The organism is uncultured Maricaulis sp. (assembly GCF_947259345.1).
Taxonomy (GTDB): domain Bacteria; phylum Pseudomonadota; class Alphaproteobacteria; order Caulobacterales; family Maricaulaceae; genus Maricaulis.
This window is the reverse complement of record NZ_CAMYLS010000019.1, coordinates 1-21,257: the sequence shown is the minus strand read 5'-3', so window position 1 is coordinate 21,257 and position 21,257 is coordinate 1. Positions and strand designations below refer to the sequence as shown.

The 21,257-nt window shown below is 63.7% G+C and carries 20 protein-coding genes; 9 read left to right on the top strand and 11 right to left on the bottom strand.

The genetic code is table 11. The annotated features are described in order from the left end of the window. Window positions 1-57: 57 nt before the first annotated feature. The 3 genes from Q0X62_RS08475 (at window position 58) to Q0X62_RS08465 (ending at window position 2,749) form a co-directional block, all read left to right on the top strand. Window positions 58-1,431, top strand: coding sequence for a formimidoylglutamate deiminase (locus Q0X62_RS08475; RefSeq protein WP_297734049.1), 1,374 nt, complete (start codon window positions 58-60; stop codon window positions 1,429-1,431). Beyond that, window positions 1,428-2,180: a histidine utilization repressor gene (gene hutC / locus Q0X62_RS08470; RefSeq protein WP_297734046.1), complete on the top strand. Its 753-nt coding sequence runs from the start codon at window positions 1,428-1,430 to the stop codon at window positions 2,178-2,180. Before Q0X62_RS08475 ends, hutC begins: the two co-directional genes overlap by 4 nt. Before the next feature lie 83 nt (window positions 2,181-2,263). Then, on the top strand, window positions 2,264-2,749 hold the full coding sequence (locus Q0X62_RS08465; RefSeq protein ID WP_297734043.1) for a hypothetical protein: 486 nt from the start codon (window positions 2,264-2,266) through the stop codon (window positions 2,747-2,749). Between the two features lie 8 nt (window positions 2,750-2,757). On the opposite strand, the gene hisIE is transcribed toward Q0X62_RS08465, so the two are convergent. The 7 genes from hisIE to Q0X62_RS08430 are packed head-to-tail and all read right to left on the bottom strand — an operon-like array spanning window position 2,758 to window position 8,574. Then, complete coding sequence (gene hisIE, locus Q0X62_RS08460) at window positions 2,758-3,384, bottom strand: bifunctional phosphoribosyl-AMP cyclohydrolase/phosphoribosyl-ATP diphosphatase HisIE (RefSeq protein WP_297734040.1); 627 nt, start codon at window positions 3,382-3,384, stop codon at window positions 2,758-2,760. Further along, window positions 3,381-4,148 carry an imidazole glycerol phosphate synthase subunit HisF gene (gene hisF / locus Q0X62_RS08455; protein ID WP_297734036.1) on the bottom strand — a complete coding sequence of 256 codons (768 nt, stop codon included), beginning with the start codon at window positions 4,146-4,148 and terminating at the stop codon, window positions 3,381-3,383. The genes hisIE and hisF overlap by 4 nt, the downstream gene beginning before the upstream one ends. Beyond that, window positions 4,130-4,864, bottom strand: a complete 735-nt coding sequence (hisA, locus tag Q0X62_RS08450; protein WP_297734033.1) for a 1-(5-phosphoribosyl)-5-[(5-phosphoribosylamino)methylideneamino]imidazole-4-carboxamide isomerase — start codon at window positions 4,862-4,864, stop codon at window positions 4,130-4,132. Before hisA ends, hisF begins: the two co-directional genes overlap by 19 nt. Next, entirely contained in the window at window positions 4,861-5,460 is a 600-nt protein-coding gene (hisH, locus tag Q0X62_RS08445; RefSeq protein ID WP_297734030.1) for an imidazole glycerol phosphate synthase subunit HisH, read from the bottom strand. The genes hisA and hisH overlap by 4 nt, the downstream gene beginning before the upstream one ends. Further along, entirely contained in the window at window positions 5,457-7,352 is a 1,896-nt protein-coding gene (gene hisD / locus Q0X62_RS08440; RefSeq protein ID WP_297734027.1) for a histidinol dehydrogenase, read from the bottom strand. The genes hisH and hisD overlap by 4 nt, the downstream gene beginning before the upstream one ends. 23 nt (window positions 7,353-7,375) lie before the next feature. Continuing rightward, on the bottom strand, window positions 7,376-8,263 hold the full coding sequence (gene hisG / locus Q0X62_RS08435; RefSeq protein WP_366946133.1) for an ATP phosphoribosyltransferase: 888 nt from the start codon (window positions 8,261-8,263) through the stop codon (window positions 7,376-7,378). Beyond that, window positions 8,257-8,574, bottom strand: coding sequence for a YerC/YecD family TrpR-related protein (locus Q0X62_RS08430; RefSeq protein WP_297734021.1), 318 nt, complete (start codon window positions 8,572-8,574; stop codon window positions 8,257-8,259). The genes hisG and Q0X62_RS08430 overlap by 7 nt, the downstream gene beginning before the upstream one ends. Window positions 8,575-8,718: 144 nt before the next feature. Here Q0X62_RS08430 and Q0X62_RS08425 point away from each other — a divergent pair, with 144 nt between their 5' ends. Further along, window positions 8,719-9,033: a metalloregulator ArsR/SmtB family transcription factor gene (locus tag Q0X62_RS08425; RefSeq protein ID WP_297734018.1), complete on the top strand. Its 315-nt coding sequence runs from the start codon at window positions 8,719-8,721 to the stop codon at window positions 9,031-9,033. Here the strand turns inward: Q0X62_RS08425 and Q0X62_RS08420 are convergent. Continuing rightward, window positions 9,030-9,557 (bottom strand): rhodanese-like domain-containing protein, encoded by a 528-nt coding sequence (locus Q0X62_RS08420; protein ID WP_297734016.1) that lies wholly within the window; start codon window positions 9,555-9,557, stop codon window positions 9,030-9,032. The two genes, Q0X62_RS08425 and Q0X62_RS08420, sit on opposite strands and share 4 nt — an antisense overlap. Window positions 9,558-9,689: 132 nt before the next feature. Here Q0X62_RS08420 and Q0X62_RS08415 point away from each other — a divergent pair, with 132 nt between their 5' ends. The 4 genes from Q0X62_RS08415 (at window position 9,690) to Q0X62_RS08400 (ending at window position 14,888) form a co-directional block, all read left to right on the top strand. After that, window positions 9,690-10,559 carry an MBL fold metallo-hydrolase gene (locus tag Q0X62_RS08415; RefSeq protein WP_297734013.1) on the top strand — a complete coding sequence of 290 codons (870 nt, stop codon included), beginning with the start codon at window positions 9,690-9,692 and terminating at the stop codon, window positions 10,557-10,559. 4 nt (window positions 10,560-10,563) lie between these two features. After that, the gene (gene sulP, locus Q0X62_RS08410) at window positions 10,564-12,321 is read left to right on the top strand and encodes a SulP family inorganic anion transporter (RefSeq protein ID WP_297734011.1); all 1,758 of its coding nucleotides are present in this window, start codon (window positions 10,564-10,566) and stop codon (window positions 12,319-12,321) included. A gap of 96 nt (window positions 12,322-12,417) precedes the next feature. Next, window positions 12,418-14,373 carry an acetate--CoA ligase gene (gene acs / locus Q0X62_RS08405; RefSeq protein ID WP_297734008.1) on the top strand — a complete coding sequence of 652 codons (1,956 nt, stop codon included), beginning with the start codon at window positions 12,418-12,420 and terminating at the stop codon, window positions 14,371-14,373. Then, the gene (locus tag Q0X62_RS08400) at window positions 14,370-14,888 is read left to right on the top strand and encodes a hypothetical protein (protein WP_297734005.1); all 519 of its coding nucleotides are present in this window, start codon (window positions 14,370-14,372) and stop codon (window positions 14,886-14,888) included. Before acs ends, Q0X62_RS08400 begins: the two co-directional genes overlap by 4 nt. A gap of 245 nt (window positions 14,889-15,133) precedes the next feature. Here Q0X62_RS08400 and aceB read toward each other — a convergent pair whose 3' ends face one another. Both aceB and aceA read right to left on the bottom strand, forming a co-directional pair. Beyond that, window positions 15,134-16,777 (bottom strand): malate synthase A, encoded by a 1,644-nt coding sequence (aceB, locus tag Q0X62_RS08395; RefSeq protein WP_297734002.1) that lies wholly within the window; start codon window positions 16,775-16,777, stop codon window positions 15,134-15,136. 78 nt (window positions 16,778-16,855) lie between these two features. Continuing rightward, window positions 16,856-18,142: an isocitrate lyase gene (gene aceA / locus Q0X62_RS08390; protein WP_297733999.1), complete on the bottom strand. Its 1,287-nt coding sequence runs from the start codon at window positions 18,140-18,142 to the stop codon at window positions 16,856-16,858. A 159-nt stretch (window positions 18,143-18,301) separates the two neighbouring features. Here aceA and Q0X62_RS08385 point away from each other — a divergent pair, with 159 nt between their 5' ends. After that, window positions 18,302-19,732 carry a short-chain fatty acyl-CoA regulator family protein gene (locus Q0X62_RS08385; RefSeq protein WP_297733996.1) on the top strand — a complete coding sequence of 477 codons (1,431 nt, stop codon included), beginning with the start codon at window positions 18,302-18,304 and terminating at the stop codon, window positions 19,730-19,732. 75 nt (window positions 19,733-19,807) lie between these two features. On the opposite strand, the gene Q0X62_RS08380 is transcribed toward Q0X62_RS08385, so the two are convergent. After that, the gene (locus tag Q0X62_RS08380) at window positions 19,808-20,899 is read right to left on the bottom strand and encodes a ferritin-like domain-containing protein (protein WP_297733993.1); all 1,092 of its coding nucleotides are present in this window, start codon (window positions 20,897-20,899) and stop codon (window positions 19,808-19,810) included. Window positions 20,900-21,257: the final 358 nt, after the last annotated feature.

Below are 21,257 nucleotides of genomic sequence, written 5' to 3'. Positions count from 1 at the left end.
GGCTAATTGTCTATACAATAAAGACGCGTTTTCGAGTCTGTCCAGCCGGGAGACACCGTGTCCACTGAATTTCATTGCGCGCAGGCCCTGCTCCCTGACGGTTGGACCGACCAGGTCCGTATCCAGGTTGATCCGACCGGGTTGATTAAATCCATTGAGGCCAATCAGTCACCCGGCCCAGACGCGATCCGTCTCGGAACGGTTGTTCCTGGCATGGCCAATCTGCATTCCCACGCCTTCCAGCGGGCCATGGCCGGCCTGTCCGAGCGACGCGGACCGGGCGCGGACAGCTTCTGGTCCTGGCGCGACGTCATGTACCGCTTTATCGACCGCCTGACGCCCGAGGCCGTTGAGGCGATCGCCGCGCTGGTCCAGATCGAAATGCTGGAGGCGGGCTATACCGCTGTTGGCGAGTTCCACTATCTCCATCATGACCAGACCGGTGCAGCCTATGACGATCCGGGGGAGATGGGGGCGCGGATTTGTGCCGCTGCCGGGCGGACCGGCATAGCCCTCACACTCCTGCCCGTCTTCTATCGCCATGCCGGTTTCAATGACGCGCCCGCGAGCCACGGCCAGCGCCGTTTCCTCAATGATGCGGACAGTTTTGCTGCGCTGGTTGAAGCGGCCCGCAAGCATGTGTCAGCGCTGTCCCATGCCCGGATCGGGATCGCGCCGCACTCCCTGCGCGCGGCGTCCATGAATGATATCTCGGCCATTCTTCCGCTCGCGGACGGCGGTCCGGTCCATATCCACATTGCCGAGCAGACGGGAGAGGTCGAAGCCTGTCTCGCGGCGACCGGCCAGCGCCCGGTCCGCTATCTCCTGGATCATCAGCCCGTCGATGAGCGCTGGTGCCTCGTTCATGCCACGCATATGGACACAGACGAGACAATCGCCCTCGCCGCCTCGAGCGCCGTGGCCGGGCTTTGCCCGCTCACAGAGGCCAGCCTCGGCGATGGCCTGTTTCCGGCCGTCGACTATCTCGCCGCCAAGGGACGTATCGGCATTGGCTCGGACAGCCATATCCGGATCGATCTGGCCGAGGAGATCCGCCTGCTGGAATATGGCCAGCGACTCTCCCGCCGCGCGCGCAATGTCCTGGCTGGCACGGGAGCCAGCACGGGGCGGACGCTTTTCGAGGCGTGCCTGAGCGGCGGCGCCCAGGCCCTGGCGCAACCCACGGGCCGTCTGGCCCCGGCGCAGCGGGCCGACTTGGTCGAGCTTGAGACTGACCATCCCGTCCTGGCCGGACGCAGCGGCGACACGCTGCTGGACAGCTGGCTCTTCGCGGGAGATGCACGGCAGGTTCGCAGCGTCCATGTCGGGGGCCGGTGCCGGGTCCATGCCGGGCAATCCCTCGTCCGCCCGGAAGTCGAAAACGCCTACCGATCGGCCCTTCACTCCATTCTGGCAGACGAGACCGCATGACGGATTGGCGCGATCAGATCACTCTGGATGATGACGGGCCGGTTTATGACCAGATCCGCCGGGCCATCCTCGACCAGATCCGAACAGGAGACTGGGCGCCGGGCTATCGCCTGCCGTCAGAGGCGGATCTGTGCGATCATTTCGGCACGGCGCGGATGACCGTCAATCGGGCGCTGCGCGCCCTGACCGAGGACGGGCTGGTGGTCCGCAAGCGCCGCGCCGGCAGTTTTGTGGCCCAGCCCGATGCCCCTGCTGCCATGCTGGAAATCGTCGACATGGCGAGCGCCATCCCGGCGCGCGGGCAGCGCTACGGCTATCGCTGCCTGGCCAGCGAGACCGTGCCCGCCGACGAGGATGTCGCGCGCCAGATGCGGCTGCTGCACGGCGCCCGTGTCCAGCATGTGCGCTGTCTGCATACAGCCGATGACGCGGTCGTCGAGTATGAGGAGCGCTGGATCAATCTCGCCCTTCTGCCGGAAGCCGCCCAGGCCGATTTCGACAAGGAGGGGCCCGGCGGCTGGCTCTTGCGCAAAACGCCCTGGACGGAGGCCGAGCACACGATCTCGGCCATCAATGCGAGTGACGGCCTGGCGAACGCGCTGGGCGTCGCGCCAGGTGCGGCCTGCCTCGTTCTCGAGCGGCGGACCTTCCAGGGCGAAGACGTGGTCACGCTTGCGCGCCTGACCCATCCCGGCGACCGCCATGTCATGAGCGAGCGGTTCGGACCGCGCCGCCATGGCCGAGAGTGAATGACAAGAGCCCCGCCTGTCGGTCACATGTCTGACAGGCCCAGCGATTCGCGGGGGCCGGCCAATCCGGATTTATGACATCCATGATGACTGCACTTGCCTTGGCGGCCACGGCCGCCCTGTCGACCGAGACCTGTCTCGACCATACCAGCTATACGTTCGGCTTTGCCGACAGCCGCCTTCGCAATGTCGAAATTCTTCGCGATGAACCCGATGGCCGGTCCGAGCGCGGTGAATATCCGGACGGCACTGTGGTGACGCTCAGCGCTGACTATTGCAGCGAGCGTGAGGTCACGCTGACCATGGATGCGCGCGCAGATGCCCAGAACATCATGCGATTGCGACAGGTGTTCGGACAGCTGGACCGTTTTGTCAGCTGCCCGATCAGCGACTGGAACGGCTTCGACGCCGCCATGGACGCAGCCGGCGCCTCACTCGACGCCGGCGACGCGTATGACAATGGTGGCAATCCGATCGACGGCGATGGCGTCAACGCCATCTACCTGTCCATCGGACCAACCGGTGAGCGGATTGCCGCAACGATCCGCTGCGTCCGGCCTATCGACTGACGGACGCCTCAGGACGGCCGGGAAGCCCGGACGGCGTGACGCTTGCGCAGGATGTCGACCACGTCTTCCAGGCTGAGATCGCGTGACTCGAGCAGGACCATGAGGTGGAAAAGCAGGTCGGCGGCTTCGCCGGCCAGTTCCTCGCGGCTTTCCGAGACTGCCGCCATCGCGACTTCCACGCCCTCCTCGCCGACCTTCTGGGCCGGGCGCTTGGGCGCCTTCGCCATCAGCCCGCCAACATAGGAATTCTTCGGCTTGTCCTTCTTGCGCTTGCGGATGATGCCCCGCAAATGAGCAAGAAAACCGAGACCCGGTCCCGGGTCGTCGCCGAAACAGGTCACCGTCCCGGTATGGCAGGCCGGGCCCTTGGGCTTGACCTCGACGAGCAGCGTATCGCTGTCGCAGTCGGCTGACAGATCGACCAGTTTGAACGTGTTGCCCGAGGTCTCGCCCTTCTTCCACAGCCTCTGTTTCGAGCGCGAGAAGAAATGCACCTTGCCGCTCTCGAGCGTGGCCGCAAGCGCCTCGGCATTCATGTAACCCAGCATGAGAACCTGGCGGGTCGCCACGTCCTGGATGATCGCCGGAATCAGGCCGTCGCCCTTTTTCCAGTCGAGCGAATTCGCATCAATCATGGTCTGACCCTGATTCCCTCACCACCAAGCCAGGCCTTCAACTGCCCGATCTCGATGACCCCCTTGTGAAACACGCTGGCGGCCAGCGCACCATCGACCTTGGCAAGTTCGAACACGGATTTGAAGTGCTCTTTTTGTCCTGCCCCGCCGGACGCGATCAAAGGTGTGGTACACACCGCCCTCGCCGCCTGCAATTGCTCGATATCATATCCGTCGCGAACGCCATCCTGGTCCATGCAATTGAGCACAACCTCACCAGCCCCGCGATCCACGGCCTCGACAATCCAGTCCAGCGTGCGACGATGCCCGACCACGGTCTTGTCCGGATCGCCGGTATATTGATGGACCCGCCAGGCGCCTTCAATCACCCGGCTGTCGACACCAAGCACCACACACTGACTGCCAAACTCCGCGGCGAGCCGGTTGATGATTACGGGGTCCTCGAGCGCCGGCGTGTTGACGGAAATCTTGTCGGCCCCGGCGAACAGACGCGCGCGGGCGTCATCGACGGAGCGGATCCCACCTGCCACACAGAAGGGAATATCGAGTTCACGCGCAACGGCGCTGACCCATTCCGGCTCCACCGTCCGGCCCCGGGCGCTGGCGGCGATGTCATAAAAGACCAGCTCATCCGCGCCTTCCTGTGCATAGCGCCGGGCGAGGTCGACAATGTCACCGACATCCTCGTGGTCGCGGAAGCGAACGCCTTTCACCACACGCCCATCACGCACGTCGAGGCAGGGAATTATGCGTCGCGCAAGCATGCCAGGGCCTCCGCAATCGTGAACCGGCCTTCGTAGAGCGCCTTGCCGGAAATCGCGCCGGCCGCGCCTGCCGCCTTCGCCGCGCGCAGATCATCAAGCGAGGCCACGCCGCCGGATGCCTGCCAGGCGATGCCGGGATAGTCCCGCGCCAAACGTTCATAGAGGGCGATATTCGGGCCGGAGAGATCGCCATCGCGGCCGATATCCGTGACCAGGGCATGAGCTAGGCCGCTGCCATTATAAGCCGCGACGACATCCTCCAGCGTGGTGTCCGTTGTGTCCGTCCAGCCCTTGAGCGCTGGCCGGTACTGGCCTGCAATCCGGCGCACATCGAGCGCCAGGGTGATGTGATCGCCGCCATAGCGCTGCAACCAGTCCCGCACACGCACCGGATCGGTCACGGCCAATGAACCGATGATGACGCGCTCGACGCCCGCTGCGAGCAGGTCTTCAATGTCTTCCGATGTGCGCACACCGCCACCGGTCTGCACGCGAAGGCCGGTCTCGCAAATCGTGCGAATGATCTCGCCCTGCCGGCGGGCCCCGTCGCGGGCACCGCTCAAATCGACCACATGAATCCAGGTCGCGCCAGCCTCCCCGAATTGCTCGGCGACCGCACGCGGATCCCCGCCATAATCGGTGACGGCGTCAAATTCGCCCTTGTGCAGACGCACGACACGCCCGTCCAGAAGGTCAATTGCCGGATAAAGAATCATACCGAACTCGTTGCAAAATTTGCCAAAATTCGCGCACCCACGACGGCAGACCGCTCCGGGTGAAACTGGCATCCCGCGACATGGTCCTGGCGCACCAGCGCCGAGACCGGACGGCCATAGACGCAGGTCGCGGCCGTGACCGGACCGACCGGCGCGTAGAAACCATGCACGAAATAGACGTGATCCCCGGCCTCGACACCCGCCAGCAGAGGCTCGTCGGGATCAAGATCCTCCAGGGCATTCCAGCCCATTTGCGGCCAGACACCGTCTTCCGGAGCGGGCAGTTTCTCGATCGTGCCCGGAAGAAGCCCCAGGCACTCAACATCGCCCTCGGCCGAGCGCTCGAACAGCATCTGCATGCCCAGGCAAATCCCCAGCAGGGGACGACGGTCCGCCTTCAGTGCCGCATCCCAACCCGCCTCGCGCAGACGCGCCATGGCCGGGCCAGCCGCCCCCACGCCGGGCAGGATGAAGCGGTCGCAGCCTGCCATCTCGGCAGGCGTCGCTATCACACGGTAGTCCAAGCCGGCTCGTTCCAGGGCAAAGCGGACCGAGGCGAGATTGGCGCAGCCGGTATCGATCAGACCGATCATCATGCCAGCATGCCCTTGGTCGATGGCAAGGCATCGCCCTCGACACGCAAGGCCTGTCGCAGGGCCCGGCCAAAGGCCTTGAAGCAGCTTTCCACCATGTGGTGGGCATTCTCGCCCTCCACCTTCATATGGATGGCGGCACCGAGGCTTTCGGCGATCGAGCGGAAACAATGCGCCGTCATCTCGACCGGAAACTCGCCAACACTCTCACCGGGGATCTCGCCTTCAAAGCGCGCAAAAGGTCGCCCGGAGAGGTCGATCCAGACCGCGGCACGGCTTTCATCCATGGGCAGCTCAAAGCCGAACCGACCTAGACCACGCTTGTCGCCGAGCGCATCGCGCAGCGCCTCACCGAAGGTCAGGCACACATCCTCGATCGTGTGGTGACCATCAATCTCCAGATCGCCTTCCACCGCGACGTCCAGCGAGAAGCCGCCATGGCGCGCAATCTGGTCGAGCATGTGGTCGAAATAGCCGATCCCGGTGGAGATCCGGATCGGACCGTCGCGATCGAGATCGACCGTGACGGTGACATCGGTCTCCTTGGTCTTGCGTCGCTTGGTGCCGGCGCGCGGTTGATCGCCCGTCTCCGGGACGAGCGAGCCAGCCTTCTCGCACCGCAAGCGCATGGCCAGGGCATGGGCATCAAGCTGTTCCAGCGCGGCCAGTCGCTCCACGGTCGGCGCCATGGACGCAGCGCCTTCGCGGCTGGCGCGCAGGATGGTGGTGGTCTTCTGGAAGCTTTCCACGCTGACACCGCCATAGGCCTTCGCGGCACCCGCTGTCGGCAGGGTGTGATTGGGTCCGGCGGCATAGTCACCGGCTGCCTCCGGGGTCCAAGCCCCGACAAAGATCGAGCCGGCATGACGCACGCCGGCCAGCAGGCGTTCGCTCGCCTCGGCCTGCAGGATAAGGTGTTCGGGCGCGTAGAGATTGGCGATCTCGATCGCATCCTCGACGGTATTGCAGATCAACGCCCGGGAGGCCGAAAGCGCCTTGCGGGCAATATCAGCCCGCGACAGGCCGGCCAGCAGGCGGTCGACGGACTCCATGACACGCGCCGCGGTCGCGTCATCGAAACAGACCAGCATGACCTGGGCCGAGGGGTCGTGCTCGGCCTGGCTGAGAAGGTCACTGGCGACCAGGTCCGGATCGGCCTGGTCATCGGCGATTACCATGACCTCACTTGGCCCGGCCGGCAGGTCGACCGCCGGTCCACCCGGGAGACTGCTGACATAGGCCTTGGCAGCCGCGACATAGGCATTGCCCGGGCCGAAAATCTTGTCGGCGCGCGGCAGGCCGGCAACCCCGCCCGCCAGCGCGGCGACAGCCTGGGCGCCGCCCAGCGCGTAGACCTCGTCCAGACCGAGCAGGTCCGCCGCAGCCAGAAGCGCCGGATTGACACCGCCCTCACCGCTCGGCGGCGCAACGACAACAATCCGGGGCACGCCAGCGAGCTGAGCCGGCACGGCCAGCATGACCAGGGTCGAGACCAGCGGCGCCGACCCGGCCGGCACATAGAGCGCAGCGGTGTCGATCGGCGTGGCCCGGCGCGAGGCGGTCACGCCCGGCCAGGTTTCGACCGAGTAATTGCGATAGCCTTGGCGGATGTGGAAACGCCGCACGGCATCCGCGGCGGCCTTGATCGCCTCGGCATCAGCCGGATCCATCGCCGCGCGCGCCGCACGAATGGCTTCCGGCGACACCCGGAATCTCTCTGGTGCATAGCCGTCGAGGCGCTGGGCATAGGCGCGCACGCCCGCCTCGCCCTTGTCGCGAATGGCATCGACGATATCACGCGCCGCGGCGTCGGCGGTATCGATGCCGATCGGGCGGGCGAGCGCCGCAGCGCGAGCCTCTTCGGAGGCATCTGTCCAGTTCAGAATATCCATCATGGTCTTGATCCCGAGTGCACTGCTCAGGCGAGCATTTTTTCGATCGGCAGGACGAGGATGGCGCGCGCGCCTTCCTTTTCGAGGGCTTCCAGCGTTTCCCAGAAGACCCGCTCGCGGCACACGGCATGGACCGCGACGACATCCTCGCGTCCAGCGACCTTGGCGATGGTGGGTGCATCGGCGCCTGGCAAGAGAGCGCGGATGGCATCAAGCCGGTCGGTCGGCGCGTTTAGCATGATGTATTTGGTCTGCGAGGAGGCAATGACGCCATCGGCGCGACGCATCAGGACGTTGGCGATGGCATCCGTGTCCGCAGCGCGGTCTGCCTTCCGACGGATCATCACGGCTTCACTCTTGAGCACGGTCTCAAAGGCTTTGAGACCATTCGCCTGCAGAGTCGCGCCTGAAGACACCAGGTCACAGATCGCATCGGCAATGCGCAGGCGCGGTGCCACTTCCACCGAACCGCGCATCTCGACGATTTCCGCCTCAATGCCACGATCCTTCAGATATTTCGCGGTGAGAGCCGGATAGGAGGTCGCAATCGCCTTGCCGGCCAGATCCTCGACCGAGCGGATATCGCCGTCCTGAGGCGCCGCCAGTTTCAGCGTACAACCGGCAAAGCCGAGACGCAGGGCCACTTCCAGTTCGCGGGCGCGACCGCCGGCGGCCTGCTCCTCGGCCAGCACATTTTCACCGACAATGCCGTAGTCGCAGGCGCCGCTGCCGACGAAGTTGGGGATGTCGTCATCGCGCACCAGCATCAGATCGACCGGCATGTTCTCGGCTCGCTGGTGGAGCTTGTCACGCCCATAGGCGAAACGCAGGCCACAGCGCTTGAGGAGGTCCATGCCTCCTTCTGCCAGACGGCCCTTGCTTTGTACGGCAATACGCAGACGGGAGGTCACGATTGGCTCTCCTTGAGACGGTTGAGAATGGTGCGATAGCCCTGCCAGGGCTCCTGGCTGAGAAAGCGGGCGACCCGTGTCACGGTGGTGGTGCTGGCGCCGGTCATCTCGGAAATTTCACGATAGGAATGCCCACCTTCATTGAGCAGGCCGGCAACTCGCCAGCGTTCTGTCAGCGTTTTCATTTCGCCCGGCGTGAGGAGATCGCGCAAAAAGCGTTCGGCTTCACCGGCATCACGCAGGGCAAGGATCGCCTCGCTGAGAGGCTGCAAATCAGTGCCAGCAGCACTGGAAGACTGGCTCGTATCGGTCATGGGTGGGCTCCTTGACCGTCGATATAGCGTGTTAGCGCGCTAACACAATAGCAAATTCAGCCGGGATGCAGTCCGGGGCTTGCTTGGCGTCGCGCCAGCCACCGCTTATATACTTGCGAAGCTACGCAACTAATGAGTTCCGCCATGCAGTATGATGACATGAAGCCGATGGCTGAGACGGTGGCCGATCTCATGAAGACCCTGGCCCACCCCAATCGCCTTCTCGCCCTCTGCGCGATGATGGAGAAGGAGCGCTCGGTCGGCGAGCTCGCCGAAGCATTGGGCATGCGCGACCAGGCCATGTCGCAGCAATTGGCGATCTTGAGAAACAAGGGCCTGGTCAGCACACGGCGGGACGGCCAGACCATTTATTATGGCCTGGCCGATGCCCGTATTACCGCCGTGATGTCCGCCTTGTACGCGACCTATTGCGACCCGGACGAGACACCGTCCATCTAACCCGGGCGGAAGCCAAGACGGGCGAAGATCGAACTGGCCGGGCAAAAACCCGTGAAGCTTGCCTGCAGCAACATGCCGCTGACGCCGGCGCCGAGCAGCAGCCACCAGGGCGAAATCACGACACCCAGCCCCACCGAGACCAGCATCAGGAAGGACGCCATGGCCATGACAGCCTGCTGGATGGTCATGCCGGTCGGGGCATTCTCGGCCCTTTCCGTGGCCAGCTGGCAGGTTTTCCAGTTGAGAATCCCGCCCTTTACATGGCCGGCCACATCAACCCCTGCCTCACGGCACATTTGCAAGGCACGCCCGGATCGTCCGCCGGACTTGCAGTGCAGGATGATCTCGCGATCCTCGCCGCGCGGCAGGGTCTTCGGATTGAAACCGGACAGCGGCGCCAGGATGGCGCCGGGAATGCGCTCATCGGCAAACTCGCCCGGCTCGCGGACATCAATCAGGAGATAACGCCCGGCTTCCAGGCCGGCCTGCACGTCCTGCGGTTCAAAATCCTTGTGGTCTGTCATAGTAGAATTCCAATCATTGCGTGGCCCGGCTTCGGGCTGTTGATCCTGATATAATCGTACTTGCATAGTTTTGCAAATATATTATATGTAGACCACAGAATGAATTTGATCGGCAGACGGAAAGGCCGAGCCATGACACAGACACCGCACGTACAAGCCTTCTTCGATGAAGACACTTTCACCGTCAGCTATGTGGTATCCGATCCCGCGACCAAGCGCGCGGCGATCATCGATTCCGTGCTGGACTTCGACCCCGCCTCCGGACGCACCGCGACCCGCTCGGCCGATATCCTGCTCGAGCATGTCCGCCGCGAGGGCCTGACGATCGACTGGGTGCTGGAAACCCATGTCCATGCCGACCACCTCTCGGCCGCGCCGTATCTGGCGCGCGAAACCGGCGGCCAGATCGGTATTGGGTCGCATGTCACCCATGTCCAGGCCGTGTTCGGCGACCTGTTCGACGCTGAGCCCGAATTTGCCCGTGACGGCTCGCAATTCGGCCATTTGTTCAAGGATGGCGAGCGGTTCAAAATCGGTTCGATCGACGCCGAAGCAATCTACACGCCTGGCCACACGCCGGCCTGCATGGTCTACCATGTCGGCGACGCGGCCTTCGTCGGCGACACGCTCTTCATGCCCGATTTCGGGACCGCACGCTGCGACTTCCCCGGCGGTGATGCGAGCGCGCTCTACGCCTCAATCCAGCGCATTTTCGCACTCCCGGACGAGACCCGTCTTTTCATGTGTCATGACTACAAGGCACCGGGCCGCGATCATTTCGAATGGGAAACAAGCGTCGCCGAGCAGAAGGCCAAGAACATCCACGTCCATACCGGCATAAGCGAGGACGAATTCGTCGCCATGCGCACCAAGCGCGATGCCGAACTGGCCATGCCGCGCCTGATCCTGCCCTCGGTCCAGGTCAATATGCGGGCGGGCAATCTGCCGCCGCCGGCGGACAATGGCACGCGCTATCTCAAACTTCCCCTGAATGCGGTCTAGGCCGGTGAACACGCTGACCCGTTTCCTGCCCGGCCTGGCCTGGTTGAAGGGTTACAATGGCAGCACGCTGACGCAGGACGGGCTGGCCAGCCTGGTCACGGCTGTCCTGCTTATCCCGCAAAGCCTCGCCTACGCCCTGTTGGCCGGATTGCCCGCGCAGGCGGGGCTTTACGCCTCCATCGCACCTCTCGTCGCCTATGCGCTGTTCGGATCGAGCCGCGTCCTCGCTGTAGGACCGGTCGCGGTTGTGTCCCTGATGACCGCGGCCGCGATTGGATCGCTCGGCCTCACTGACCCGGCGGAGATCATGGCCGCCGCGGGCGCCCTCGCCCTGCTGTCCAGCCTGTTGCTGGTCCTGTTCGGGATTTTTCGCCTCGGCAGTGTCGCCAATTTCCTGTCCCGACCTGTCGTGGAAGCCTTCATCACCGCCTCGACGGTCCTGATCATCGCCAGCCAGCTGCGCCATTTTCTGGGCGTCGACATGCATGGCGCGACCTTGCCTGAGCTGGCGGTCTCCCTGTTTCAATCCGGCAATCCGCTGGTTGATTTTAACCTGACAGCCCTGATCGTCGGCGTCACCAGTCTCGCCTTCCTGCTGGCCGCGCGCTCCGGTCTGCCAAGACTGCTCGAACGCCTGAACGTCTCCGAAAGCCTGATTAGCGGGATCACCCGCGCGGCGCCCGCCGTTCTCGTGGCCGCCACAGCCCTGAGCGCCTGGCTGATGGGCCTGAACGCCAATACCGGACTGGCCATTGTCGGCGAACTGCCCTCCGGCCTGCCGCCCTTCGCCTTTCCGCTGGTACCGTTGGAGACCTGGCGCGCCCTGATCGGACCGGCGGCCCTGATCTCGCTGGTGGGCTTCGTGGAGAGCGTCTCTGTCGGCCAGTCCCTCGCCGCCCGACGCCGCGAGACCATTGAACCGAACCGCGAGCTCCTCGGCCTCGGTGCGGCCAATGCCGCCGCGGCCTTCACCGGGGGCTATCCGGTGACCGGCGGCTTTGCTCGCTCCGTGGTCAATGAATCGGCGGGCGCAGAGACGCCGCTGGCCGGCGTCTTCACGGCCGTGATCATCCTGCTGGTCGCCGCTTTCCTGACACCTCTTTTCTACCATCTGCCAAAGGCCGCCCTCGCCGCGACCATCCTCGCCGCGATCTGGCGTATGGCCAATTTCAAGGATGCCTGGCACGCCTGGAAATACTCCCACGCCGATGGCGCCGCGGCCTTCCTGACCCTGGTTGGCGTGCTGTTCCTGGGCGTCGAGATCGGCCTGACGATGGGCGTAGCCCTGTCAGTGGGTCTCGTCCTGCAGCGCACGATGAGGCCGCATTGGGCGGAAGTCGGTCAGGTCCCGCGGACCCACCATTTCCGCAATATCAACCGGCATGACGTGATCTGCTCGCCGCATGTGGTCGCGCTTCGGATCGATGAGGCGCTCTATTTCGCCAATGCCCGATTCCTCGAAGCTCTGGCCGGTGACATCCTGGCCCGCGAGAGCCGGCCCACCGACCTGGTTCTCTTGTTCCCGGCCGTCAATTTCGTTGATGCCAGCGCGCTTAGCAGCTTGCGCGCGATCAACTCGCGGCTGCTGGATGGCGGCGTCCGCCTGCACCTGTCCGAGGTCAAGGGGCCTGTGGCGGACAAGTTGATAGAGGCCGGTTTCTTCGACGAGCTGTCCGGTGAAGTCTTCCTGTCCCACTACGCCGCGATGCGCACCCTCGACCCGCAGACAACGCTGCGAGCCGAAGGGATTGCAGACGACTAGGTCAGCTGCACCCGCCGAAATGGTCCGATTGCCTGTCAGGACTGAATCGTTATCGTTCACCCGACGAAATCGCAGACCCAGTGCGGAGCCTGACCCATGTCCCATACCGATCCGAACGCCATCTTCCCGGTCCCCGCGGATTGGACGAATCGTGCCGGTATTGACGCCGCACGCTATGCCGACATGTATCGCCGTTCGATCGAGGATCCGAAGGCCTTCTGGCGCGAGGAAGCCAAGCGGATCGACTGGATGACGCCCTTCACTGAGGTATCGGACGTCAATTGGGACAAGAATGACCTCCATATTCGCTGGTTTGCGGACGGCACGTTGAACGCCTCGGTCAATTGTATTGACCGGCACCTGCCCGAGCGCGCCCATGACACGGCGATCATCTGGGAGGGTGATGACCCGACCGTCGATGCCCACATCACCTATGCCCAGCTGCACGACCATGTCGGGCGCTTCGCCAACGGGCTCAAATCCATCGGGGTAAGGAAAGGTGACCGGGTCACCATCTACATGCCGATGATCCCCGAGGCCGCCTACGCCATGCTGGCCTGTGCGCGGATCGGTGCGGTCCACTCTGTCGTCTTTGGCGGCTTCTCGCCCGACGCCCTTGCCGGACGCATCACCGATTGCCAGAGCCGCTTCATTATTACCGCCGATGAAGGCGTGCGCGGCGGCAAGCCCATTCCGCTCAAGGCCAATGTCGACAAGGCCGTCGCCACCGCCGGCGGGGTCGAGAAGGTCGTGGTCATCCAACGGACTGGCGGCGATGTCGCCTGGGACGAAGCGCGCGATATCGCCTATGACCAGCTTATCGCCGATGCCAGCCCGGATTGCCCGGCAGAGCCGATGAATGCCGAGGATCCGCTCTTCATCCTCTACACCTCCGGCTCGACCGGTAAACCCAAGGGCGTGCTGCATACGACAGGCGGCTATATGGTCTGGGCGTCGATGACGCATGAATACGTCTTCGATTACAGAAAAGGCGAGATCTACTGGTGTACGGCCGATGTCGGCTGGGTCACCGGCCACACCTATATCGTCTATGGCCCGCTCGCGAATGGTGCGACCACACTCATGTTCGAGGGCGTGCCGACCTGGCCCGGCCCGGACCGGATGTGGGCTGTCGTCGACAAGCACAAGGTCAACACCTTCTACACCGCCCCGACCGCCATCCGCGCTCTGATGCGCGAGGGCGATGAGCCGGTCAAGAAACACTCCCGCGCGTCATTGCGCCTGCTGGGAACAGTCGGCGAACCGATCAATCCGGAAGCCTGGAACTGGTACAACACCGTCGTGGGCGATAGCCGCTGCCCGATCGTCGATACCTGGTGGCAGACCGAGACAGGCGGCGCCCTGATCACACCCCTGCCCGGCGCGACCGACCTCAAACCCGGCTCGGCGACAACACCCATGTTCGGGGTTGAACCAGCCCTGATGGATGCCGAGGGCCAGCGCATCAGCGACACAGGCGCCGCCAATGGCAATCTGGTCATCTGCCGATCCTGGCCCGGTCAGGCGCGGACGCTTTACGGCGATCATGACCGCTTTGTGGAAACCTATTTCTCGACCTATCCCGGCTATTATTTCACCGGTGATGGCGCGCGCCGTGATGCCGACGGTTACTGGTGGATCACCGGGCGGGTCGATGATGTGCTCAATGTTTCCGGCCACCGGCTGGGCACGGCCGAGATCGAGAGCGCGCTTGTCGCTCATGACGACGTCGCCGAAGCGGCCGTTGTCGGCTACCCGCACGACGTGAAGGGCCAGGGCATCTACTGCTATGTCACGCTGATGGGCGGACGCGACCCGGCCGATGAGGATGTTGACCTTTTGAAGAAATGGGTACGCCAGGAAATCGGCCCCGTGGCGACACCGGACCTGATCCAGTTCGCGCCTGCCCTGCCGAAGACACGCTCGGGCAAGATCATGCGCCGCATCCTGCGCAAGATCGCCGAGAACGAGTTTGGCAATCTCGGCGACACGTCTACACTGGCCGACCCGGGCGTCGTCGACGACCTGATCGCAAACCGGAAAAATCGATGAAACGTGCCCTCGCTCTCGTCTCCGCCACCGCTATGCTGGGCTTGTCGGCCTGTGCGACAGAGACCGTTCCGATGTGCCGCGCGCCCATCGCCTACGAAATGGCGGCATTCTCGGCGATCATCAGCCATAACGAGACCGCCGTCGCTGACGCGATGGCGCCGGGCTTGCTGCAAAACGCCTTCATCTCACGCGACCCGATGGTGCGCAGTCATGTCTGGGGTGCCGAAGGCAATACACGCGGCACGGTGACCGGCATGCTCAGCCAGCCGCCCCTGTGTATTCTTGACGATCCGAATTTTACCGCGACCGAAGCCTCGCGCCAGATTCTGGTCTATCCGCAGCGCGCCCATGACCGGGTCGCCCCGCCTGCGGAAACCCCGCTGCTCGACGCCCCCCTGCCCTGGGGCATTTATCGCGGCGACTACATGACCTGCCGTTTCGAACAGACCGCGACCGGCTGGAAGCTGGCCGATCTGTGCGGGTACCGGATGCCGGGTGCGGGCGTTACGGGTTAGACCAGACGACGGACTTTCCGTTGGCTTGTCATCCCCGCCGGACGTCCGGCGAAGGCCGGACGCAGAGCGGGGACCCAACTCTTTGCAATCACATAGGTCCATGACCTTCGCCCCGCTTGCGCGAGGCGTCCATCAGGGATGACAAGGTACCAAGCCCCCAAACCAATGCGGGGTCCGGGCCGGTCTTTTCGACCTCGCCCGAACCCCGCGCCTGAGACGACCAACCGTCATCAGCTCGTTGTTTGCTAGTCCTCGAACTCCATCAGCTTCATGGGCGCCTTGAGTTCTGCGGTGAGGCGATCATAGGCCGGCAGAGTGAGGAATTCGGCGAATTCCGCCGACAGGACCAGCTCGGTGAGGATGTCGGCAGCGTCACGGATGCGGTCGCACAGCTCGGTCTGGTCCGGCACCTCGTCCTGGATCGCCGCACAGATATCCTCGATCTTGTTTTCCAGCATCGGGCCGGTCAGCGCCATGCCTTCGACCGTCGAGCGGTCATAGGTCCGCCACTGCCAGAGCTGCGCCCGGGCAATCTCGGCGGTGGCCGCATCTTCCATCAGATTACGGATCGGGACCGCGCCACGACCACCCAGCCAGGCGGCGATATAGCGGATGGCGACATCGATATTGTCGTTCACGCCGGCATCGGTGATCTCGCCTTCCGGCGCTTCCAGCAATTGCTGTGTGGTCACCGGCCGCTCATGTGGATCAGCAGGCCGATCGAGCTGGTTGGGCCCCTTCATGTGCTTGTCGAAGATCTCCATCGCGACGGGAACCAGGTCCGGATGGGCGACCCAGGTGCCGTCATGGCCGTTTTTCACTTCGCGCAGCTTGTCCTCGCGAACCTTTTCGGTCGCGGCGGCATTGGCTTCGGGATCATTCTTGACCGGGATGAAGGCCGACATGCCGCCCATCGCATGGGCGCCGCGGCGGTGACAGACTGCGACCACACGGCGCGAATAGGCTGCCATGAACGGCACGCTCATCGTGACCGCGGAGCGATCTGGCAGGACATGATCCGGGCGTGACTTCAGACGCTTGATATAGCTGAAGATGTAGTCCCAACGGCCGCAATTGAGGCCGACGATATGGTCTTTCAGCTCGTAGAGAATCTCGTCCAGCTCGAAGGCAGCCGGAAGCGTCTCGATCAGGACCGTGGCGCGCAGCGTGCCACGCTCCAAACCCAGCTCGTCCTCGGCATGCTGGAGGACCAGGCTCCACAAGCGCGCTTCCAGCCGGCTTTCCAGCTTGGGCAGGTAGAAGTAGGGCGCGGTGCCGCGTTCCTTCAGGGCGGCGTGATTGTGGAAGACATAGAGGCCGAAATCGAACAGCGAGCCGGAAATGGCCTGGCCATTGACCTGCACATGACGCTCATCGAGATGCCATCCGCGCGGACGGACGATCAGGACCGCCGCATCATCCTTGACCTGGTAGCGCTTGTTATTCTTCGGATCGGTGAAATCGATCTCACGCCGATTGGCGTCGCGCAGATTGATCTGGCCTTCAACGAGGTTTGACCAGAGCGGCGATGTGGCGTCCTCGAAATCGGCCATGAAACATTTGGCGCCGGAATTGAGCGCATTCACGACCATTTTGCGATCCACCGGACCGGTGATCTCGACACGGCGGTCCTGCAAATCCGCAGGCGCCGGACGGACCTTCCACTCGCCGGAGCGAATATCGACGGTCTCGTGCGGGAACATCAGCAAGGCTCCCTGGTCGAGCTCGGCCTGGCGTTCCTTGCGATAGCGCAGCAGGGACTGGCGGCGCTTTTCGAAACGGCGGTGCAGGCCGGCCAGGAAGCCGAGCGCTTCGTGGCTGAGAATATCGCGATAGCCGGGCTCGAGATGGCCGAGGACTTCGACGCCGGAAGGGGCAATGAGGGTCATGTCATTCTCCTGATGCGGGAGACAAGACCGGGGTGCGTTCGGAGAACCGCACCCCGGCAAGGAGCAGTGAGTAAGGCGTTACTCGGCTGCGAACTGGGCCGACTCGGTGGACGCGCCCATGGCGGTCGTCGAGGCGGTGCCGCCGGAGATCGCCAGCGAGACCTTGTCGAAATAGCCGGTGCCGACTTCACGCTGGTGGCGCGTCGCGGTGTAGCCATCGACCTCGGAAGCGAACTCGGCCTGCTGCAGCTCGGAATAAGCGCCCATGCCGCGGGACTTGTAGCCGCGAGCCAGTTCGAACATGCCGTGATTGAGCTGGTGGAAACCGGCCAGGGTCACGAACTGGAACTTGTAGCCCATGGCGCCGAGTTCCTGCTGGTAGGTCTCGATCGTGGCCTTGTCGAGATTGGCTTCCCAGTTGAAGGAGGGCGAGCAGTTATAGGCCATCATCTTGCCGGGGTACTCCTTCTGGACCGCCTCGGCGAAACGGCGCGCCTCGTCGAGATTCGGCTTGGAGGTTTCCCACCACAACAGGTCGGCGATCTTGGCATAGGCCAGGCCACGCTTGATGCAGTGATCAACGCCAACGCCTTCTTTCAGGCGGAAGAAGCCTTCCGGCGTGCGGCCGGCGTCGAAATCGATGAATTCATGGTCGCGCTCATCGATGTCTGAATTGATCAGATTCGCCGATTCCGCATCGGTGCGAGCCACGGTGATGGTGGAGACCCCCATCACGTCAGCGGCGAGACGGGCAGCGGCGAGATTGCGCTCGTGCTGGCTGGTCGGGATCAGGACCTTGCCGCCCAGATGGCCGCACTTCTTCTCGGCCGCGACCTGGTCTTCGAAGTGAACGCCGGCAGCGCCTGCCTCGATGAAGGCCTTCATGATCTCGAAGCAATTCAGCGTGCCACCAAAGCCGGCTTCGGCATCGGCGACGATCGGGGCGAACCAGTCACGGCTGGCTTCGCCGGTCTCGCTGACTTCGATCTGGTCGGCGCGCTGCAGGGCGCGATTGATCTTCTTGGCCAGCTCCGGCGCTGAATTGGCCGGGTAGAGCGACTGGTCCGGGTACATGGTGCCGGCCGTATTGGCGTCGGCGGCAACCTGCCAACCGGACAGGTAGATGGCTTTCAGGCCGGCGCGGACCATCTGCATGGCCTGGTTTCCCGACAGCGCGCCCAGGGCATTAATGTAGGGCTCGGTCTTCAGGAGTTCCCACAGCTTGTTGGCACCGCGCTCGGCCAGGGTCTGGCTGATGGTGACGGAGCCGCGCAGCTTTTGCACATCCTCGGGGGAGTAGGGACGCTCGATACCGTTGAAACGATCATCGGCCGTATTGGGGACCAGTTCCGCAAAAGTCGTCATTTTTATCTCCGTTCCGGCTCAGCCGGTTCTGGGTGATCAGGATTGACCCCAAGCTGTCAAACGGAACGGAGAGTGTCGATATGGCTTTTCCTATAAAGAGGTTTCAGTGTAAGTTACATACATTGTGTGATTGTCAGTTTGTAAATTTTGGTACAAGTCATGAGCGACAACCAGGCCTTTGAGAAAATCTTTGCCGGCGCCCGCCTGCGCCGTCTACGACGCGAACGCGGCATGACCCAGGCCGAGGCGGCCGAGGCGCTGGGCCTGTCGGCCAGCTATCTCAACCTGCTCGAACGCAATCAACGCCCGGTCACCGCCCGTGTCCTTCTGGCCTTGGCCGACGCCTTCGATGTCGATGTCCGCAGCTTTGCCAATGAGAGCGACCGGCAATTGATCGCCGACCTCACCGAGGCCGCTGCCGACCCGGTCCTCTCCGGCCTCGAACTGGACCGGATGGAACTCAACGAGTTGGCCGACAGCCAGCCGCGCGCCGCCGAGGCTCTGACACGCCTTTTCCAGTCCTATCGCGAAATGGCGACGGCGACGGCCGATCTGGCGACCCGGGTCTCGGGTCCCGGCGCGACGACGGGTGGTCCCGGCGCGGTGCTGGAATCGGTGCGCAATGCGATCGACGCGCACCACAATCACTTCCCGGAGCTTGAGGAGGCCGCCGAAGCCCTGTGCGAAAGGGCCGGCCTGCGCAGCCGCAATCGCGATCAGGCGCTGGCGACCTATCTGCAGGACCAGCACGGCTTCACGGTGCGGGTCCTGGACGAGGATGTGATGGCCGGCGCCCGTCGGCGCCTCGACTTTCACGGGCGCCGCCTCCTCCTGTCGGAAACCATCGCCCCCGCTTCGCGCGGCTTTCATATCGCGGTGGTTCTGGCCTCGCTGGAACAGGCCGAGACGCTGGACCGGCTCTGTGACCAGATCGACCTGCCCAGTCCGGAGGGCCGCCGCCTCCTGCGCATCGGGCTGGCCAATTATTTCGCCGGTGCGGTCCAGATGCCCTATGCCGCCTTTCACAAGGCCGCCGAGACGCATCGCTATGATCTTGACCTGCTGCAACGCCGCTTCGAGGCGAGCTATGAACAGGTTTGCCACCGCCTGACCACGCTGCAGCGGCCAGGCGCGCGCGGCCTGCCCTTCTTCATGATCCGCGTCGATGCGGCGGGCAATGTCTCCAAACGCTTCGGCGGCGGCATCATGCCCTTTGCCCGCGCCGGTGGCGGTTGCCCGAAATGGAATCTCTACGACGCGCTGCGCCTGCCCGAGCGCATCCTGACGCAGGCCTTCGAACTGCCCGATGGCACCCGCATGCTCTCCCTCGCCCGAGGCCAGTCGACACCCGGTCCGACCGGCCAGCCGCCGGTCCTGCATGCCATCGCCCTGGGCTGTGATTGGGACAATGCCGGCAAGGTGATGCACGCCGACGGCATGGCAGAAGCCTCGCCTGCGCCGATCGGCTTGGCCTGCCGCCTCTGCGACCGTGAGGACTGCGCCCAGCGTGCCTTCCCGCCGCTGAACCGCAAACTGACCATGGACCCGCACCAGCTGAGGGCTTCGCCTTATGCGTTCGGGGAGAGTTGAGGGAGACACCCCAATAGAAAAGGGCCCCGCAGGATGCGGAGCCCCAGTCCGGGATAACGTGTGAGGTGACCGCTTCTACTCGGCCGCGCCGGCGACGGCGTTGACATAGGCCGTGCGCACATCCTGGTGCTTCACTGTGTCCAATTCGCGGGCGATTTCCTCGTCCTGCTTGGCCAGAGCATCGAGATCCTGGTCGGCATAATGCAGGACGCCCATATCCGCATAGGCGGCCTGGATCTTCGGACCCCACAGGCCGATATCCTTCACCACAGGCACGATACGCTGGAAGAGAAGCGTGCGGAAAAGCTTGTTCATTTCGGACTGCTCGGCCCAGGCGACGCATTCCTCGACCGGCAAGCCCATGACTTCATAGACTTCCCGCGCCTGGAAACGATCACGCATGTGATAGCAGGCCTCGACCAGGAATTCCTCGCGCTCATCGCGCTCGGCCTGGGTCAGGTGCGGGTAGAAATCGCGCAGTGACAGGCGACCAAAGGCAACATGGCGCGCCTCGTCTTCCATCACATAGGCATTGACCATCTTGGCCAGCGGGTTCTGGGCGAGATCACGGATCGTGCCGAAGGCGGCCAGGGCCAGCCCCTCGATAACGACCTGCATGGCCAGATAGGTGAAGTCCCAGCGACTGTCGCGCAGGGCCTGGTCGACCAGCTGGCGCAGGGGTTCGGTCATCGGATAGGCGACGCCGAATTTCTTCATCAGATTCTTGTAGGCCTCGACATGGCGGGCCTCGTCCATGACCTGGGTCGCGGCGTAGAATTTCGCGTCGAGATCCGGCACGGATTCCACAATCTTCGCAGCACAGATCAGTGCAGCCTGCTCGCCCTGCATGAATTGCGAGATATTCCAGGCCTGGGCGTGACGGCGGAACTCGATGCGTTCCTTCTTCGTCATCTTCTCCCACATCGGAGAGCCGTGCAGCGCAATGCCTTCATCGGGCAATTGCATCGGGTTTTCCGGGTCGAGCTCGAGGCTCCAGTCGATGCGATTGACCGCATCCCACTGCATGTCCTTGCCCTTCTGGTAAAGGTGCATGAGCGTCGAGCGACCGTCGTCATACTCGAAATCGAAGGTGGCGTTGAACTGTTCCGGAACCGACCAGTGCTTGTCGATATCCGGCATCGGATAGAGCTCGCGAAGCGATGCCATGGCGCGTTACCTCCCCAGGAGCGACCAAACGTGTCTCGTGCGTGTGCGTTTATCGCATACAGCGCTTTGGTGAACAATGTTCACAACACAAACGTGAGTCATATTCCCGTTTTTGGCAAGAGGGAATCCGGTTTGTGATCGCGAAACCGGAACGCGCCCGGCTCCGCACGCGATTGCGGCGGAGGTGGGAGGAAGCGGGATGCCGGCGGACACCGGGGTGTCCGTGTGGCTGGTCTGCGGTGTCCGTGGTGTCCTCGGCATCCCGCTTGCGGAGTTTTCCCGGGCTGTCTCCACCCCGATTCCAATGCGCCAGGTAGATGGGGTCGGTCGTTTAGTGCCCCGCGACCCGGTCGCACGC